Source organism: Microbacterium sp. F2 (assembly GCF_052274505.1).
Lineage (GTDB): Bacteria > Actinomycetota > Actinomycetes > Actinomycetales > Microbacteriaceae > Microbacterium.
In genome coordinates this window covers 75,404-92,149 of sequence record NZ_JBNVBV010000007.1, presented here as the reverse complement: position 1 = coordinate 92,149, position 16,746 = coordinate 75,404, and the positions used below count along the sequence as shown (strand labels likewise).

Genomic DNA, 16,746 nt, shown 5'->3' with positions numbered 1-16,746 from the left:
CGACGACCACGAGGAGGCCGGCATGCTCCTCGTTCTCGTGGCGTTCACGATCGGGTCACTCGCACTGCCGCTGCTCGTGCGGGCGTGGGGTCCACGGGCATTCTTCGCCGCCGCCGCGGTCTCGTTCGGGGCTTTCGTGTACACCGCGGCGCTCTCACCCCGAGTGCTTGCCGGCGACATCCCCTTCGAGTCGTTCACCTGGATCGAACCTCTCGATATCGAGCTGTCGATGCGGATGGACACCCTGTCGTGGGTCCTCGCGCTGATCGTCACCGGAGTCGGTGCTCTCGTTCTGCTGTACTGCCGCTGGTACTTCGACGGGAAGGAAGAGCTCGGCCAGTTCGCCGCCGTGCTGCTCGCGTTCGCGGGGGCGATGTACGGGCTCGTGCTCACCGACGACGTCGTCGTGCTCGTGATGTTCTGGGAGGTCACGAGCGTTCTGTCGTACCTGTTGATCGGCCACTACAACAGACGTGCGGCCAGCAGGCGCGCTGCCCTGCAGGCGCTTCTGGTGACGACTCTCGGTGGCCTGGTGATGCTCATCGGTGTCGTGCTCGTCGTGGTGCAGGCAGGAACCTCAAGCCTGTCCGAGATCCTCGCCGACCCACCGGTCAGTCCCGTCATGACCGCGGCGCTCGTGTTGCTGCTGGTCGGCGCGCTCAGCAAGTCGGCGATCTTCCCCTTCCACTTCTGGCTCCCCGGCGCGATGGCGGCCCCGACACCGGTCTCGGCCTATCTGCACGCGGCAGCCATGGTCAAAGCCGGCATCTATCTCGTTGCGGTATTGGCGCCGGTCTTCGCCGAGAATCCCGCGTGGCATCCGATCGTGATCGGCCTCGGTGGTTTCACGATGCTGCTCGGCGGATGGCAGGCCCTGCGTGAGACAGATCTCAAACGCCTTCTCGCCTACGGAACTGTCAGCCAGCTGGGTTTCCTCATGGTCGTCCTCGGCTATGGCACCCAGGATGCCGCTCTGGCGGGACTCGCTCTGCTGCTCAGTCATGCCCTGTTCAAGTCCGCGCTGTTCCTGATCGTCGGGATCATCGACCACCAGCTCTCGACCCGCGATCTTCGTGAGATCAGCGGACTCGGACGCCAGGCACCGGTCCTGGCCACCGCCGCGATCGTGTCGATCGCATCAATGGTCGGCATCATCCCCACCGTCGGGTTCGTGGCGAAGGAGGGCGCGCTCGCAGCCCTCCTGGATGAGGCGGTCGGAGGCTCGGCCTGGGGGGTTGTCGCGCTGCTGGCTGTCGTCGTCGGCTCTGTTCTGACCGCCGCGTACGGCATGCGGTTCGTGTGGGGCGCCTTCTGGACCAAGCGCGACCTCGCCAGGGCGCCGTGGCCGGCGCCGTCGGCGGGCTTCTTGTCGGCGCCGGTCATTCTGGCCGCGCTCAGCCTTGCGGGAGGATTCGCCGCTCCCCTTCTTGACGTCGCATTCGCGCCGTACGCGCAGCTCGCGCCGCCGGCAACCGCCGGCGTTCCCGTGCCCGAGCACCCCGCTTATCTCGCACTGTGGCACGGGCTTGAGCCTGCTCTGTGGATCTCGCTCGGCACGATCGCGCTCGGTTCCGTGCTCTTTGTCTTTACGGTGCGGGGAGTCGGACGCCGGCGCGTTCTTCCCTTCACGGCGGTGGATGCCTATAACGGCTCGTTGCGGATGATCGAGCGACTCTCGGTGCTGACGACCACGCTCGTCCAGCGCGGTTCACTCCCGGTCTACGTCGCCACGATCTTCCTCGTTCTTGTGGCCGGCGAGGGAACCGCATTGTTGGCCTCATCCGACTGGCAGGCAGATCTCGACGCCTTCCACACGCCCGTGCAACTGGCCGTTGCTCCGGTGATGATCGCGGCCGGAGTCATTGCTGTTCGTGCCCGCAAGCGCTACACGGGCGTCGTGCTCGTCTCGGTCACCGGCCTCGGCATGGTCGTGCTCTTCGCAACAAGCGGTGCGCCTGATCTCGCTCTCACCCAGATCCTCGTCGAGACCGTCACACTGGTCGCATTCGCGCTCGTGCTGCGCCGCATCCCGGCCCGCTTGGGTGCCCACAACGGCTCCGCGTTCGCCGTGGGGCGGGCGGTGCTGGCCGTGCTCGTGGGCTTGACGATGGCCGGCGTTGCCATCGTCGCCACCGGCGCCCGCGTCGATCTGCCCATCTCGCTCGCGTTTCCGAACCTTGCCTACGAGATCGGGCACGGCAAGAACGTCGTCAACGTCGCACTGGTCGACCTGCGTGGCTGGGACACAATGGGTGAACTCTCGGTCGTCGTGCTCGCCGCCACCGGTGTCGCATCGCTGGTCTTCGTCACGAACCGCTCCGAGACGCTGCCACAGATCACGGCGCCGATCATCCAGCGTGCTCAGCGCGCGGTGCGTCGTCGCACGCCGCTGGCTGAGACTGACGCCGACGGCCCGACCGGCCGCAACGCCTGGCTCGTCGCGGGGCAGCGCGTGCGTCCGGAGAACCGGTCGATCCTGCTCGAGATCGTGGTGCGGATCCTCTTCCACTCGATCATCATCGTGTCGCTTTATCTGCTGTTCGCCGGGCACAACCTTCCCGGTGGTGGGTTCGCAGCGGGTCTCGTTGCCGGTATGGCCCTGGTGATGCGCTACATCGCGGGTGGTCGCTACGAACTCGGCGCAGCTGCGCCGACAGATGCCGGGCGCTTCCTCGGGATCGGCATGGGCATCGCCGTAGCCTGCGCCATCATCCCGCTCGCTTTCGGTGTCGAGCCGCTGACGCGAGCGATCTTCGAGGCCGAGATCCCCGTGCTCGGGCACATCGAGTTCGTCACCTCGACGATCTTCGACGTCGGTGTCTACCTGGTCGTGATCGGACTGGTGCTGGATGTCCTGCGCAGTCTCGGCGCCGAGGTCGACCGTCAGGCGAATGCCGCCGTGGATTCGGTAGCTGCGCGTGAGGGGGTGAGCCGATCGTGAACGTCTCGATCGTTCTGATCGTCATCATGGCGGTGCTCTTCGCCGCCGGGGTGTACGCGATGCTCGAGCGCAGCCTCACGCGGGTGCTCATCGGCTTCCTCCTGCTCGGCAATGCCGCCAACCTCTTGCTGTTGATCGTCATGGGGCGGCCCGGTATCGCGCCGTTCTACGGCGACGGTGAACCCCAGGAGATGTCAGATCCCCTCCCCCAGGCGCTGACGTTGACCGCGATCGTGATCACCTTCGCGATCTCGGCATTCCTGCTCGCACTGATCTACCGCTCTTGGCAGCTGGGTCAGGCCGACACGTTCGACGAAGACGAAGCGGATGTCGCGCTGCGCGAGCGCGGCATGCGAGCCGACGACGAGATGGATCAGGAGATCGAACCCGAAGACGACGACGCGACAAGCGACTTCCTCGCATCCGAAGCCGCAGACGACCGGACGAAGGGATCAGGTTCATGACCGCCCTCGTTCCGCTTCTGGTCACCCTGCCCCTGCTGGGTGCAGCTATCGCGCTCATCGCCGGCCGCCACCGCCGAGTTCAGGTGGGCGTTTCGGTCGTCACTCTCGTCCTGACCCTCGCGATCGCGACAGTGCTGCTGGTCGCCGTCGACGCGTCGAACCTCCCCTTCGCGGTGTCGGTGGGAGGCTGGCCCGTCCCGTTCGGGATCGTGCTCTATGTCGATCGCCTTGCCGCGCTGCTCGTCATGGTCTCCAGCGTCGTGCTACTTGCCGTGCTCCTGTTCTCGATCGGGCAGGGAGCCGCGGACGGCGACGACGACACCCCGGTCTCGATCTTCCACCCGACGTACCTCATCCTCGCGGCGGGCATCTTCGTCGCCTTCACCGCGGGCGACCTGTTCAACCTCTACGTCGGCTTCGAGATCCTGCTCGTCGCCTCGTACGTGCTCATCACCCTCGGAAACAGTGAGCAACGCATCCGTGCGGGCATTACGTACATCGTCGTCTCCCTGGTCTCGTCGATCCTGTTCCTCTCGGCGATCGCGATGATCTACGGCGCGACAGGCACGGTCAACATGGTCCAGCTCGCGGACCGGATGACGCAGCTGCCGCAGGAGACGCAGTACGTGCTGCACGTCATGCTGCTTCTTGCCTTCGCGATCAAGGCAGCGGTCTTCCCGGTGTCGTTCTGGCTCCCCGACTCCTATCCGACGGCTCCTGCGCCGGTGACTGCAGTGTTCGCGGGCCTGCTGACGAAGGTCGGCGTCTATGCGATCATCCGCACCGAGACCCAGATCTTCCTCGAGAACGACCTCAATACGATCCTGCTCATTGCCGCGCTCGCGACGATGGTGATCGGCATCCTGGGCGCCGTCGCGCAGGCTGAACTCAAGCGGATCCTGTCGTTCACCCTGGTCAGCCACGTCGGGTACATGATCTTCGGGATCGCGATCGCGACACCCGCGGCGATCGGGGCGACCATCTACTACATGGTCCACCACATCGTGGTGCAGACCACGCTCTTCCTCGCGGTGGGCCTGGTCGAGCGCCGGGCCGGCAGCACCTCGATCCTCAAGGTCAAGGGGCTCATGCGAGCAGCCCCCGTCATCGCGCTGCTGTACTTCATCCCGGCGGTGAACCTCGGGGGTCTGCCGCCCTTCTCGGGCTTCATCGGCAAGTACGCGTTGTTCGATGCGGGCGCTGCCGTCGGCACACCGTTGATGATGACCCTGATCGTCGCCGGTATCGCTACGAGCCTGCTCACCCTGTATGCGCTCATGCGAGCGTGGAACCTCTCGTTCTGGCGAGAGGATGACGATTCCAGCGAGACCTCACAGCGCACGGCTTACCTGCAGGCTGCTCCCGCAGCGACGACGATCACCGAACGCCGCGTGATTCCGCGCATCATGACGGCAGCCACCGCGGGGATGGTCGCGGTCAGCGTCGCACTGACCGTCTTTGCGGGGCCGCTGTATGAGATCTGCGCTCGTGTGGGCGGCGCGCTGCTGGAGCCGATCACCGTCGTCCAGCTCGATGAATCGGTCGACATGAGCGGGGAGGTGCAGCCGTGACAGATCGCTCCCCCGAGCCCGTCGGCTTCTTCACGGCCATCTGGCGACAGCTTCCCGTCCTGTTGTGGCTGACGGTGCTGTGGATGCTGCTGTGGGGACAGTTCACAGTGCTCGCCTTCCTCACCGGGCTTGTCGCCGCCATCGCGGTCACTACCGTCTTCCACCTGCCGGTGGTCGAGCTGTCGCGGCGGCTGAACCTCTGGTACACGCTGGTATTTGTCGTCACCTTCCTCGGGGGGCTGGTGCGCGGCTCGCTGAGTGTCGCGTGGCAGGTGCTCGACCTGCGTCGACAGCCCGGCACTGCAGTGATCGGCGTGCAGCTGCGTACCGACGATGACCTGCTGATGGCTCACACCGCGATCACCTGCTCGCTGATTCCCGGCTCGCTCGTGCTGGATGCCGACCGCGATCGCCGCATCCTGTACCTGCACATCATCGGCGTGCGCGGGCAGAAGGAGATCGAAGCCAATCGGCGCGAGACGCTCCTGTGGGAGGCGCGCCTGACCCGGGCGTTCGGGTCGCGCGAGCAGCTGCACCGGCTTCGGCAGGCGCAGAAAGCGGAGGTGTCATGACGATCTCGACGATCCTGATCATCGCCATCTACATCGCGTTCACGGCAGCGGCGCTCGTCACGCTGTGGCGCATCGTCGTGGGGCCCTCGATCCTCGATCGCGCTGTCGCGTCCGATGTGTTGTTGACCGAGGTTGTCTGCGTCCTCGGTGCCGACATGGTGATCGGACACCACACCCGCACGCTGCCCGTGTTGCTCATCATCGCGGCGGTCGGCATCTTCGGATCGATCGCGATCGCTCGGTTCGTCGCCCGAAAGGACGTGACGAAATGACGGATGCTGGGATCGCGGCCCTTCTGGACGGGACGGCCCTCGTGCTGATCCTGATCGGCGCACTGCTGTGCCTGACGGCAGCGATCGGACTCGCGAGGTTCCGCGACGTCCCGAGCCGTCTTCATGCCGCGACCAAGCCCCAGGTCCTGGGTGTCATTCTGATCTGTCTGGCGATCGCCTTTGCGCAGCGCAGTTGGGCAGTGGTCGCGTTCATCGTGCCGATCATCCTGATCCAGCTCGCGGCATCGCCGCTTGCCGCTCATATGGTGGGGCGCCAGGCTTACCGCAACCGCACGATGGACGTCGATGACCTCGTCGTCGACGAACTCGCCGACGCCGAGATCGAGACCTCCCGCCCCGAGACGGGCGCTGATCCCGGGTGAGGCCGAGTTCACCGGTTCGGCTGAGGGTCAGTTCGCCGGTTCGAGAGTGAGGGTGTGCTCGGTGGCAGCGGTCACGGCATCCGGAGAGAAAGCCCAGGGCGAGAGTCCCGCCGCCTGCCACGTTTCTGTCTGGTCGGTGTAGTTCTCGTGGAACGCGTGACCGCTGGCGCCGGTCAGGTGATTCCAGCCTGACGCGTCGAAATCACTCAGATCGACGACCATTCGCATCGACGGCACCGTCGTCGTCGCGAAGCCCTCACCGAGCGGCCATCCCGTCGCATTGACCACCGAGGAGCCGCCGCCGACGGGGAAGGGGCCTCGGTTGAACAGCGCCTCGATCGGTGCGATCCCCGAGGTGCCGAACGTCTCGTGGGTGAGGGTGATCGCGTGCAGGGTGCCCCACCGCCACTGCAGGGGATTCGATCCCTGCGCCCTGGTGAGGATCTCGGTGGCGCTTCGTGCGCTGGTTTCCAGCATCTCTCGCTGGCCCGACACGCCGATCTCCGTGTTCGTCCACCAGGCAGAGCCGGGCTCAGCGAGCAGGTTCTGCACCACCAGGAACTGCCGCGACTGGCTCGTCAGGGGCACGGGCGCGGAGCGTCCCCGGGTGAACAGGTTCTGCGCGAGCTCGTCCCACACGACGTTCGCGAAGGCGGCGGCCGACGAGTCGGCGTCGTTCTGGGCGTCCCACTGCCGCAGCAGGTCGAGTGCGGCATCCGTTGCCTCGTCACCAGTGCGAAGGTTCTCGAAGGCGGTGATGAGCGTCTTGCCGATCTCGGACTGGTTGTCGGCCTGGATGCCGCGCATCACCTCGGCGGTGACGGGCCCCTCGGCGATGGCTCGCTGCAGCAGTTCATCGATGCGGGCTGCGCGCCATCCGTCGTCCCAGTCCCGCGTGAGGAAGTAGGGGTAGTTCTGGTCGACGATCGCGTTGTTTGCGGTCACGATGTAGCCTGCGTCCGGGTTGTAGGCCGCCGGCAGGTCAGCGAACGGGATGTAACCCTGCCAGTCGTAGGCCGAGTCCCACCCGGGCTGGGGCATCGACCCGTCGCCGGCGCCGCGAATCGGAAGCTGCCCCGGCGTCTGGTAGCCGATGTTGCCGGTGATATCCGCGTAGATGAGGTTCTGGGCCGGCACGACGAACTTCTCGGCGGCTGCGCGGAAGCCGGTAATATCCGTGGCAGCGTTCAGCTCGAAGATCGCAGTAGCCGTCGTTCCCGGCTGCAGTGCGGTCCACTGGATGCTGACGGCGGTCTCCCCGTCGGGCTCAGCCGCCGGGGTGGCTGCGGCGCCTGCTGTGCCGACCACGGGGTCGGCGGCGATCGCGTCGAAGTCCGGGGTCAGACCCGAAATGATCGGGCCGTGCACCGTCGAGCGGATCGTCAGCTCGACATCCTCGCCCCCGGCCACCTTCAGCGTCTCGGTGCGGGTGTCGAGGTCGACGAGCCCGCCGTCTCGCCAGTACTGGTCGCCGTCGAGCTTCTCGATGTAGAGGTCGACGACATCTGTCGTGAGGTTGGTGAAACCCCAGGCGATCGACGCGTTGTGCCCGATGATGATGCCGGGCACGCCCGAGAAGCTGAAGCCGCTGACATCGAACGGACACGTGTCGCTTGGGGCGGAGCAGCGCAGACCGGTCTGGTACCAGACGCTCGGTAGGGAGGCTCCGAGGTGGGGGTCGTTGGCCAGCAGCGGCATCCCGGTGTCGGTGTAGTGGCCCGCCACGACCCAGGAGTTCGAACCGATACCCTCGCCCGCATCACCGATCAGCGTCGAGACGGCGCTCACGACGTCTGACACCTCGCTCCAGCGGATGCCGGCCGCAGCTGCTTGCGCTGGCTCGGTAGCCGCCGGAACGTCCGTGATCTGCGGGACGATAACCGGGTTCTCGTCGAACGGGTACGGCGGGTAGAGCTCGAGGAGCTCCTCGTCGGTGTAGTCGGTGGCCAGCAGCGCCCGCTCGGTTTCGGTCTCGATGTTCGACCGGAGGTCCCAGGCCATGGCCTTGAGCCACGCCACCGAGTCGGCGGGAGTCCAGGGTTCGATCTCGTAGTCGGCACTCTGCAGGCCCAGAACTGCATACTCCAGCGAAACATCTGCCGCGTCGCGGTTCGCGAGATACGCGTTCACTCCGTCGGCGTAGGCCTGGTAGTACGAGACGGTCGTCTCATCGAGCGCCGCCACTTCCTGCTCGGCGATCGTGCGCCAGCCGAGGGTCCGCAGGAACGCATCGGTGCCGACCTGGGACTCACCGAACAGCTCTGAGAGGCGGCCACTGGTCACGTGGCGGCGGAAGTCCATCTCCCAGAAGCGATCCTGGGCGTGCACGTACCCTTGCGCGAAGAAGAGGTCGTCGGTGGAGCCCGCCGTGATCGTCGGGATGCCGAGTTCGGAGCGTTGCACGGTGACGGTGCCCGACAGTCCGTCCAGAGCGATCGTTCCCTCGGCCTGGGGGAACGATCGATTCACGAACCACACGCCGACTCCCGCGGCAACAAGCGCGAGCACGACGAGCCCCACGAACACGCTGTAGGCGATGAGGCCGATGCGGCGGCCGAGGCGCGGGCGGGTCGGCGCCTCGGGGGCATCGCCGACAACGGCGGCTACGGTCTTCGACATTGAAGCCTCTCGGGGGAGCCGGGCGGACACGGGGTCGCAGTCGATCTGGGATCCCGTGTCAGGTGGTCATCCTAGCCCGCGCTGCCGCGTTCGGGTCAGCCGATGAGGCTCGGCTGGAGGTCCCGCAGAGTCCTCCCGTGCGTCATCCGAGCGACCCCGATCGCCGCGAACGTCAACGCTCCGAGCAACCACAGGCTCAGGATGCCGAGGTCCGCGCCGACGCGGGCAATGTCGCCGCCGTACATGAGTTGGCGCATCCCGTCGACGACGTACCCCATGGGCAGGATGTGGTGCAGCCACGTCAGCGGTTCGGGCAGCGTTTGCCACGGGAAGGTTCCGCCGGCCGTCACCAGCTGCAGCACCATCAGCACGAGCCCCAGGAACTGCCCGACCGAACCGAGCCACACGTTCAGTGCCAGGATGATCGCGGCGTAGGTGAGTGAAGCGAACACCATCACGCCGAGCGATGCCAGCGGGTGCGAGAACGTGAAGCCGAGGGCTGCCGCGAGGATGCCGAACAGCGCGAGCATCTGCAGTCCGCCGAGCAGCCCCGGGGTGAGCCATCCGGCGAGGGTGACCCTGACCGGCGAGTGCAGGGCTGTCACGGCGCGGCGCGAGATCGGCTTCACGATCAGGAAGAGCGCGTAGATGCCGATCCATCCGGCAAGTGCTGCGAAGAATGGGGCAAGGCCCGCACCGTAGTCTCCCGCTGCGGCGACCTTGCCTGTCTCCACCGCGACCGGATCGGCGATCGTCTTCGCTTGCGCGTCCCGAAGTGCGGCATCCGAATCGGGAATCTGCGCGACGCCCGAGGCAAGGCCGTCGCGCAGCGTTGCCGCTCCCTCGTCGAGCTGGGTCAGGCCCTCGGCCAGAGTCTGGGACGCGGCATCCAGCTGCACCGCGCCGCTGGCGGCATCCTGGAGCCCGCCGGAGAGCTGCTGTGCGCCGGCAGCCACCTGCGCGGCGCCGGCTGCCAGAGCATCGACGGATGATGCCGCGCTCTGCACCTGCGCGTTGGCGTTCTGCACGGCTCCGGCAAGCGGGTCGAGGCGCGCGAGTACGGCATCGATCTCGGCAGGGGTGAGGCCCTCGGCGGTCAGCGCGTCGATGATGTCCTGGCGAACCGCCGGGAGCGCGTTGACCGCCTGCTGGCTGGCGGCGCTGGCTCGGCCCGCGTACCCCGCCAGTGTCGCGGTTCCCTGGGAGACCTGCGCTGCACCGTCAGCCAGGCTCGGGGCGGCGTCCGCGAGTTGCGTGACCCCGGATGAGAGCTGGGCAGCCCCGTCGGCGAGGCGCGCGGATCCGTCGGATGCCTGCGCCGTGCCGTCGGTCAGCTGCGTCGCACCGGTGACGGCATCCTGCAGGTTCGAACGGATGTCGGCGATCCCCGAAAGCAAGCGCGACGCCGCCTCTTGTCCGACAAGTTGCGCCACTGACGCACGGATCTTCTCGATCGCCTGGTCGCCGATCGTGGAGGCGAGGTAGTTGTTGGCGTCGTTGGTCTCGAGTTCGAGGCGAGCCTGGTGCGGATCGCTGCCCGAGGTCGACACCAGTGCCCTCGAGAAGTCGGCCGGGATCGTCACGATGAAGTCCACGGATCCGTCGGTGAGAGCCTGCTCGGCAGCACCGGCGTCGAGCGACTGCCAGTCGAAGCTGCCGTCACGGAGGAGATTGTCGGCGACCTCATCGCCGTAGTTCACGCTCGCGCCGTCGTTCTGAGCTCCCGTATCGAGATTCACGAGCGCAACCGGTACCTCGCTGAGCCGGCCGTAGGGGTCTTGATTTGCCCACAGGTAGACGCCTCCGTAGAGCACGGGCACCAGCATGAGCGCCACGAGGGCGAGGATCGACATGCGTGTCGCGGTCAGTCGCCGAAGCTCCGCCGCGATCATGGCGGGAACCTTCATGATTGATCCTCCTCGGAGAGCGCGCTCTCGTCCGGTGGGCCGAGCTCGGCACGCGGAGCGATGTCAGCAAGTACGGCCCCCGAGGCTGCTCCAGCTATCACCAGAATGCTCGTCCCGCGGTCGGCGAAGTCTACGGCGATCTGCCACCATCGCTCCGGATGGCCGCCGTGGCGATCTGGCGAGACGACGACGAGACCTTCGACGCCGGGCCGCAGGATCGCGAGTTCCATCAGCAGTCGGAGCCGATCGGCAGGCGCGACATCGGCGATCGGCAAGCGGGACAAACCCGCAGCGTCGTGTGTCACGAGCCACTGCTTCACTGCTCGAGGTGAGGCAGGCTGACCCGCGAACATGAGTTCCTCCGCGACGATGCCCCATACGGTGATGTTGGGCGCGGGATCGCTGACGTCCGGCGCGTCGACGAGCGCGACTCGTCGGCGCAGCGCGCCACGGTCCGAAACACCGTCGATCCGGACAGTGCCGGTGTCGGGTGTCATCCTGCCCGCCGCGATAAGACCGAGAACGGTGGGGCGCTGTTCGGTTTCGGCGATGGCGAGTCGAGCGACACTGTTGCCGTAGCTCAGACTCATGTGCGGCAGTGCAATCCCGCGGCGGCCCTTGCTGACGTCGGAGAGTTCAACGTGCACCGGATGCCTCCTTCGTGGCGGCGCTCGTGGTCGCGTTCGCGAGTCGAGCCTCGACGTCCTGCCAAGACAACCCGGCGATGCTGAGCACGGCGCGCACCGGCAGGTGAGCGGTGACCTCGGCATCCTGCTGGTCCCAGCGGATGATGAGGGTGCGGGCGGTCTCTTCGATCAGGCGCGTGAGGGTGGCGGCGCTGATGTCCCGCCGGATCTGTCCGGTGCGCTGGCCGTCCTCGACGATTGCTGTGAGACGCGCGCGCAGGGGCGCGAGGGATGCCGCAGTCAGTGACAGGTAGCGCTCCTCGAGGGCGATCGCCGCGGAGGCGTGCACCAGGGACGCTTCGTGCCACAGCCGCGTGGTCAGCTCGGTCAACTCGTCCAACGGCTCTGCAGCGGCAACGCCGTTCGCTATCGCGTTGAACCGTTCCGCACCGCGTTCGATGACTGCACGTACGAGTGTGTCGCGGTCGGAGAAGTGTCCGTAAAGTGCGCGGCGGGTCAGTCCTGCTGCCTGAGCGATCGTGGCCAGCGATGCGCGCGGGTCGCGGGCGATCTCACGTTGCGCGCAGGCGAGGAGCTCGTCGCGGTTGCGCACGGCGTCCCGACGAAGGGCGTGCGCGGGGGTGTGGGCCATGCGCCAATCATCGCATAACTTGCACACCGATGTGCACTTTTACCGGCGGATGCTCAGGCACCACCGCCGCTGCGCCTCTCAGTCGGCGCCGAAGTCGAACGCTGCGGCTTCGCCCGCGGCATCCGTCGCCTCAGCCAGCTCCTCGCGGTCGTGGTCGTAGGGTGCTGCGTGCTCGGTGATCTCGTCGGCCTCACCACGCTTGAGGGCACCGATCAGCTCACCCGTGGGACCTCCCAGAAGACCCATGCTCGCGTACTGCTCGAGTCGCGTGCGGGAATCGGCGATGTCGAGGTTTCGCATCGTGAGCTGGCCGATTCGATCCACCGGCCCGAAGGCTGCGTCGCCGACGCGCTCCATCGAGAGCTTCTCGGGACCGTAGGACATGACCGGCGCGGTGGTGTCGAGAACGGTGTAGTCCTCGCCGCGACGCAGCCGGAGCGTGACGGTCCCCGTGATCGTGGAACCGACCCACTTCTGGATCGACTCACGCAGCATGATCGACTGCGGCTCGAGCCAGCGGCCCTCGTACATGAGCCTGCCGAGGCGCCGGCCCTGCTCGTGGTATGTCGCGAGGGTGTCTTCATTGAGAATTGCGTTGACGAGGCGCTCGTAGGCGATGAACAGCAGCGCCATTCCCGGAGCCTCATAGATTCCGCGGGACTTCGCTTCGATGATGCGGTTCTCGATCTGGTCGCTCATCCCGAGGCCGTGTCGACCGCCGATGCGGTTGGCCTCGAACACCAGGTCGACCGGGTCGGAGTACTCGGTACCGTTGAGAGCGACCGGGCGACCAGCCTCGAAGGTGACGGTGACATCCTCGGTCACGATCTCGACCTCGGGGTCCCAGAAGCGCACCCCCATGATCGGGTCGACGGTCTCGAGCGACACGTCGAGGTGCTCCAGGGTCTTGGCTTCGTGCGTCGCGCCCCAGATGTTGGCATCCGTCGAGTACGCCTTCTCGGCGGAGTCACGGTACGGGAAGCCGTGCGCAACGAGCCACTCGCTCATCTCTTTGCGGCCACCGAGTTCGCGCACGAACTCGGCATCCAGCCACGGCTTGTAGATGCGCAGCGCGGGGTTGGCGAGCAGGCCGTAGCGGTAGAAGCGCTCGATGTCGTTGCCCTTGTAGGTCGACCCGTCGCCCCAGATGTCGACACCGTCCTCTTTCATCGCGCGCACGAGGAGCGTTCCCGTGACGGCGCGACCCAGCGGTGTGGTGTTGAAGTAGGTGCGGCCGCCCGAGCGGATGTGGAACGCACCGCACGAGAGGGCCGCGAAGCCCTCCTCGACGAGCGCGGTCTTGCAGTCGACAAGGCGCGACACCTCGGCGCCGTAGGTCAGCGCGCGGCCCGGAATGGCGGCGATGTCATCTTCGTCGGGCTGCCCGAGATCCCCCGTGTAGGTGCAAGGCACCGCACCCTTGTCTCGCATCCACGCGACGGCCACGGAGGTGTCCAGACCCCCCGAGAAGGCGATGCCGATGCGCTCGCCGATGGGCAGGGACTGGAGGACCTTCGACATGGAACCTCAGTCTACTGAGCGGCGCTGCCCGCCTCGGCGGCGTCGGCACCCCGCCGACGACCCACCCAGATCACACCGGCCGCCAGGAGCAGGATGCCGGCGGCGATGCCGACGACATAGAGTGCGACTCCGCCGTAGCCCCAGGGCTGGATGTTGGGGTTCAGGAACGGGTAGGGATACCACCACGGATTGCCGGTGCGGAAGTCGGTGACCAGCGGCCCGCGCACCAGCGTGTAGATCACCCAGACGATCGGGAAGGCGATGATCGTCCACAGCGCACGCCAGGGAAGACGGCGCCGCAGCGGGCCGAACAGAACGTCGAGCAGGATGAACAAGGGAGCCCAGACGTGCAGGATCTCGTTCGACCACGGAACTGTCGATCCCTGGGGGAGCGGGATGTTTCGCAGCAGCGCGTTGTAGACGATCCCGGTGATCAGCATGTAGGTCGACACCGCGGCCAGCAGCGTGGCGAACCACGCGGGGTCGACGCGGTCACCCCGCCAGATCAGGATCGCCCCGATCGTCAGAGCCACTGCCGCCCCGACGTTGGAGAGGATCGTGAAGAAGCTGAAGAAGTCGACGGCGGTGAGTCCGAGTGGCCAACCGTTGCCCGCCGAGATACTCAGCGTGCGCACCAACTGGCCGACGATCGCCGCCACACCTGCGATGGCGGCGAGCAGTCGCAGCACCGCCCAGGTCAGCGCCCAGGCCCGTGATCTCAGCATGCGCTCACGATATCCAGCGCGACCACGAAAGCAGTCTCGGGCCGCGATGCGACGCGCCGATAGACTCGAGACCTACCAGCTCACGTCACCCCGGGGGAATTCGTCATGCCAGGCATCGTGATCATCGGAGTGCAGTGGGGCGACGAAGGCAAAGGCAAGGCCACCGATCTGCTCGGTGATCGCACCGACTGGGTCGTCAAGTTCAACGGCGGCAACAACGCGGGCCACACCGTCGTGATCGGCGATGAGAAGTACGCCCTGCACTTGCTGCCCTCCGGCATCCTCTCGCCCGGCGTCAACGCCGTCATCGGGAACGGTGTCGTCGTCGACCTCGAGGTCCTCTTCGGCGAGCTCGAGGCGCTGCGCGCTCGCGGCATCGACACGTCGCGATTGAAGATCAGCTCGGCAGCGCACGTCATCACGCAGTATCACCGCACGCTCGACAAGGTCACTGAGCGCTTCCTCGGCAAGCGCCAGATCGGAACGACGGGGCGCGGTATCGGTCCGGCATATGCCGACAAGATCAACCGTGTCGGCATCCGGATGCAGGACCTGTTCGACGAGAAGATCCTGCGGCAGAAGGTCGAGGGTGCCCTCGAGCAGAAGAACCACCTGCTCGTGAAGGTCTACAACCGCCGTGCGATCGAGGTCGACGAGATCGTCGAAGACCTGCTCTCGTACACCGAACGGCTTCGGCCGATGGTGACCGACACCTCGCTGCTGCTGAACAACGCGCTCGACGCGGGTGAACTTGTCGTCTTCGAGGGCGGCCAGGCCACGATGCTCGATGTCGACCACGGCACGTACCCGTTCGTCACGTCATCCTCGGCTACCGCAGGGGGCGCGGCGACGGGGTCCGGCGTCGGGCCGAATCGTCTCGACCGGATCGTGGGCATCGTCAAGGCCTATACGACTCGTGTCGGCTCCGGCCCGTTCCCGACCGAGCTCTTCGATGAGCAGGGCGAGTGGATCCGCCAGCAGGGCTTCGAGTTCGGCACCACGACCGGGCGCCCGCGCCGCGTGGGCTGGTACGACGCGCCCATCACGCGGTACGCCACGCGTATCAACGGCATCACCGACCTCGTGCTCACCAAGCTCGACATCCTGACCGGTCTCGAGCAGATCCCGGTGTGCGTCGCGTATGACGTCGACGGGACGCGCTTCGACGACATTCCCGACAATCAGTCGGACTTCCACCACGCACGCCCGGTCCTGGAGTACTTGCCCGGCTGGAGCGAAGACATCTCGGGGGCGCGCACGTTCGAGGATCTTCCGCTGGAAGCTCAGGACTACGTGCTCGCCCTCGAGGAGATGAGCGGCACGCGCATCTCTGTGATCGGTGTCGGACCTGGTCGCGACGCGGTCATCGTCCGCCACGACCTGGTCGACTGAGGTCGGTCGCGTGCGTCTTCTCGTAGGCGGCTACACGGCCGACATGGACGGCACTGCCGACGGGATCGGTCTGCTCACCGCCGGGGACGCCGACTCGACGAGTGCTGGTGCCCTCAGCTGGCGGGGGACGCTGGCTGCTGCGCCCTCTCCGTCGTGGGTGGCGAAGCATCCGACGCTGGATGTGGTGTACGCGACACTCGAGGGCGCGGCAGCGGTCCAGGCGTTCCGGGAGCAGGGGCCAGACCAGTGGGTCGCGTTCGGGCAGCCGAGCCCCGTCGGTGCGGCACCCTGTCACATCCTCGCCGGCCGCGATCGGCTCTTTGTGACCTGCTGGGGCGGCGGACAGGTGGTGCAGCTCGAGTTGGACGCCGACGGTGGCATTCGCGGTTCCGTCACGGCGGATGCCGCATCCGATCCCTACGCCGGCTACGACCCCGAGCCGCGGGTCTCGCACGCCCACCAGTCGATCGTCGTGGCTCCGGGTGTTGTAGCCACGACGGACATGGGGTTCGACCTCGTGAGGTTCTGGCGCACCGGTTCGCGCGCGCCGCGACTCATACAGGAGGTGACGCTGCCCCGAGGATCCGGGCCGCGGCACGGGCTTCTGCATCCCAGCGGCCACCTGTACATCGTCGCGGAGCTCTCGTGTGAGCTGTTCGTGCTGGCTCCGGACGACGCTGGAGTATGGCACGTCGTGGGCGGCACACCGCTGGGCGCCGGGACGCTCGACGGTGACACGGCAGCGGAACTGACGCGATCGTCAGACGGCACACTCCTGTACGCCGGTGTGCGAGGAAGCAACACGATAGCCGTGATGCGGGTCACCGGCGAGGGCGAGGCGACTGCACCGGTTGCGCTCGTGGAGGCCGGGGTCGACTGGCCGCGGCACCACGTCGTCGTCGCTGACGGATTGCTGGTCGCGGGTCAGCGATCGAACGATGTCGCAGTGCTACCGCTCGATGCTCGCGGCATCCCGGGCCGGACCACGACAAGGACCGAGGTCCCTTCACCGACCTGTCTCCTGCGCTTACCGTGACAATCGTCGCAGCGGTCTGACTCCGAGCTCGCCCCCGGCGAGCGGTCACCGGCGACGCGCGGAGG

14 protein-coding genes are annotated in these 16,746 nt (G+C 66.8%); 8 read left to right on the top strand and 6 right to left on the bottom strand.

Annotation, left to right across the window (positions count from 1 at the left end; translation table 11 throughout):
- The first annotated feature begins 22 nt into the window (after positions 1–22).
- The 6 genes from ACQVDU_RS12620 to mnhG are packed head-to-tail and all read left to right on the top strand — an operon-like array spanning position 23 to position 6,203.
- Positions 23–2,941 (top strand): Na+/H+ antiporter subunit A, encoded by a 2,919-nt coding sequence (locus tag ACQVDU_RS12620; RefSeq protein ID WP_443477314.1) that lies wholly within the window; start codon positions 23–25, stop codon positions 2,939–2,941.
- A complete protein-coding gene (locus ACQVDU_RS12615; protein ID WP_300591801.1) occupies positions 2,938–3,405 on the top strand; it encodes a Na(+)/H(+) antiporter subunit C in 468 nt (155 codons plus the stop codon). The genes ACQVDU_RS12620 and ACQVDU_RS12615 overlap by 4 nt, the downstream gene beginning before the upstream one ends.
- On the top strand, positions 3,402–4,976 hold the full coding sequence (locus ACQVDU_RS12610; RefSeq protein WP_292712731.1) for a Na+/H+ antiporter subunit D: 1,575 nt from the start codon (positions 3,402–3,404) through the stop codon (positions 4,974–4,976). The genes ACQVDU_RS12615 and ACQVDU_RS12610 overlap by 4 nt, the downstream gene beginning before the upstream one ends.
- Positions 4,973–5,548 carry a Na+/H+ antiporter subunit E gene (locus ACQVDU_RS12605; protein WP_300591803.1) on the top strand — a complete coding sequence of 192 codons (576 nt, stop codon included), beginning with the start codon at positions 4,973–4,975 and terminating at the stop codon, positions 5,546–5,548. Before ACQVDU_RS12610 ends, ACQVDU_RS12605 begins: the two co-directional genes overlap by 4 nt.
- Entirely contained in the window at positions 5,545–5,820 is a 276-nt protein-coding gene (locus tag ACQVDU_RS12600; protein ID WP_300591805.1) for a monovalent cation/H+ antiporter complex subunit F, read from the top strand. Before ACQVDU_RS12605 ends, ACQVDU_RS12600 begins: the two co-directional genes overlap by 4 nt.
- Complete coding sequence (mnhG, locus tag ACQVDU_RS12595) at positions 5,817–6,203, top strand: monovalent cation/H(+) antiporter subunit G (RefSeq protein ID WP_300591807.1); 387 nt, start codon at positions 5,817–5,819, stop codon at positions 6,201–6,203. Before ACQVDU_RS12600 ends, mnhG begins: the two co-directional genes overlap by 4 nt.
- A gap of 27 nt (positions 6,204–6,230) precedes the next feature.
- Here mnhG and ACQVDU_RS12590 read toward each other — a convergent pair whose 3' ends face one another.
- The 6 genes from ACQVDU_RS12590 to ACQVDU_RS12565 all read right to left on the bottom strand — a co-directional run bounded on the left by ACQVDU_RS12590 (position 6,231) and on the right by ACQVDU_RS12565 (position 14,253).
- Positions 6,231–8,822 carry a penicillin acylase family protein gene (locus tag ACQVDU_RS12590; RefSeq protein ID WP_300591809.1) on the bottom strand — a complete coding sequence of 864 codons (2,592 nt, stop codon included), beginning with the start codon at positions 8,820–8,822 and terminating at the stop codon, positions 6,231–6,233.
- Between the two features lie 95 nt (positions 8,823–8,917).
- On the bottom strand, positions 8,918–10,729 hold the full coding sequence (locus ACQVDU_RS12585; RefSeq protein ID WP_443477313.1) for a YhgE/Pip family protein: 1,812 nt from the start codon (positions 10,727–10,729) through the stop codon (positions 8,918–8,920).
- A complete protein-coding gene (locus tag ACQVDU_RS12580; protein ID WP_443477312.1) occupies positions 10,726–11,376 on the bottom strand; it encodes a hypothetical protein in 651 nt (216 codons plus the stop codon). Before ACQVDU_RS12580 ends, ACQVDU_RS12585 begins: the two co-directional genes overlap by 4 nt.
- Positions 11,366–12,007: a TetR family transcriptional regulator gene (locus tag ACQVDU_RS12575; RefSeq protein WP_443477311.1), complete on the bottom strand. Its 642-nt coding sequence runs from the start codon at positions 12,005–12,007 to the stop codon at positions 11,366–11,368. Before ACQVDU_RS12575 ends, ACQVDU_RS12580 begins: the two co-directional genes overlap by 11 nt.
- 78 nt (positions 12,008–12,085) lie before the next feature.
- On the bottom strand, positions 12,086–13,528 hold the full coding sequence (argG, locus tag ACQVDU_RS12570; protein WP_443477310.1) for an argininosuccinate synthase: 1,443 nt from the start codon (positions 13,526–13,528) through the stop codon (positions 12,086–12,088).
- Between the two features lie 11 nt (positions 13,529–13,539).
- Positions 13,540–14,253, bottom strand: a complete 714-nt coding sequence (locus ACQVDU_RS12565; protein ID WP_443477309.1) for a Pr6Pr family membrane protein — start codon at positions 14,251–14,253, stop codon at positions 13,540–13,542.
- Positions 14,254–14,358: 105 nt separating this feature from the next.
- Between ACQVDU_RS12565 and ACQVDU_RS12560 the strand changes: the two genes are divergently transcribed.
- Entirely contained in the window at positions 14,359–15,645 is a 1,287-nt protein-coding gene (locus tag ACQVDU_RS12560) for an adenylosuccinate synthase (protein WP_443477308.1), read from the top strand.
- A gap of 10 nt (positions 15,646–15,655) precedes the next feature.
- Complete coding sequence (locus ACQVDU_RS12555; RefSeq protein ID WP_443477307.1) at positions 15,656–16,681, top strand: lactonase family protein; 1,026 nt, start codon at positions 15,656–15,658, stop codon at positions 16,679–16,681.
- Positions 16,682–16,746: the final 65 nt, after the last annotated feature.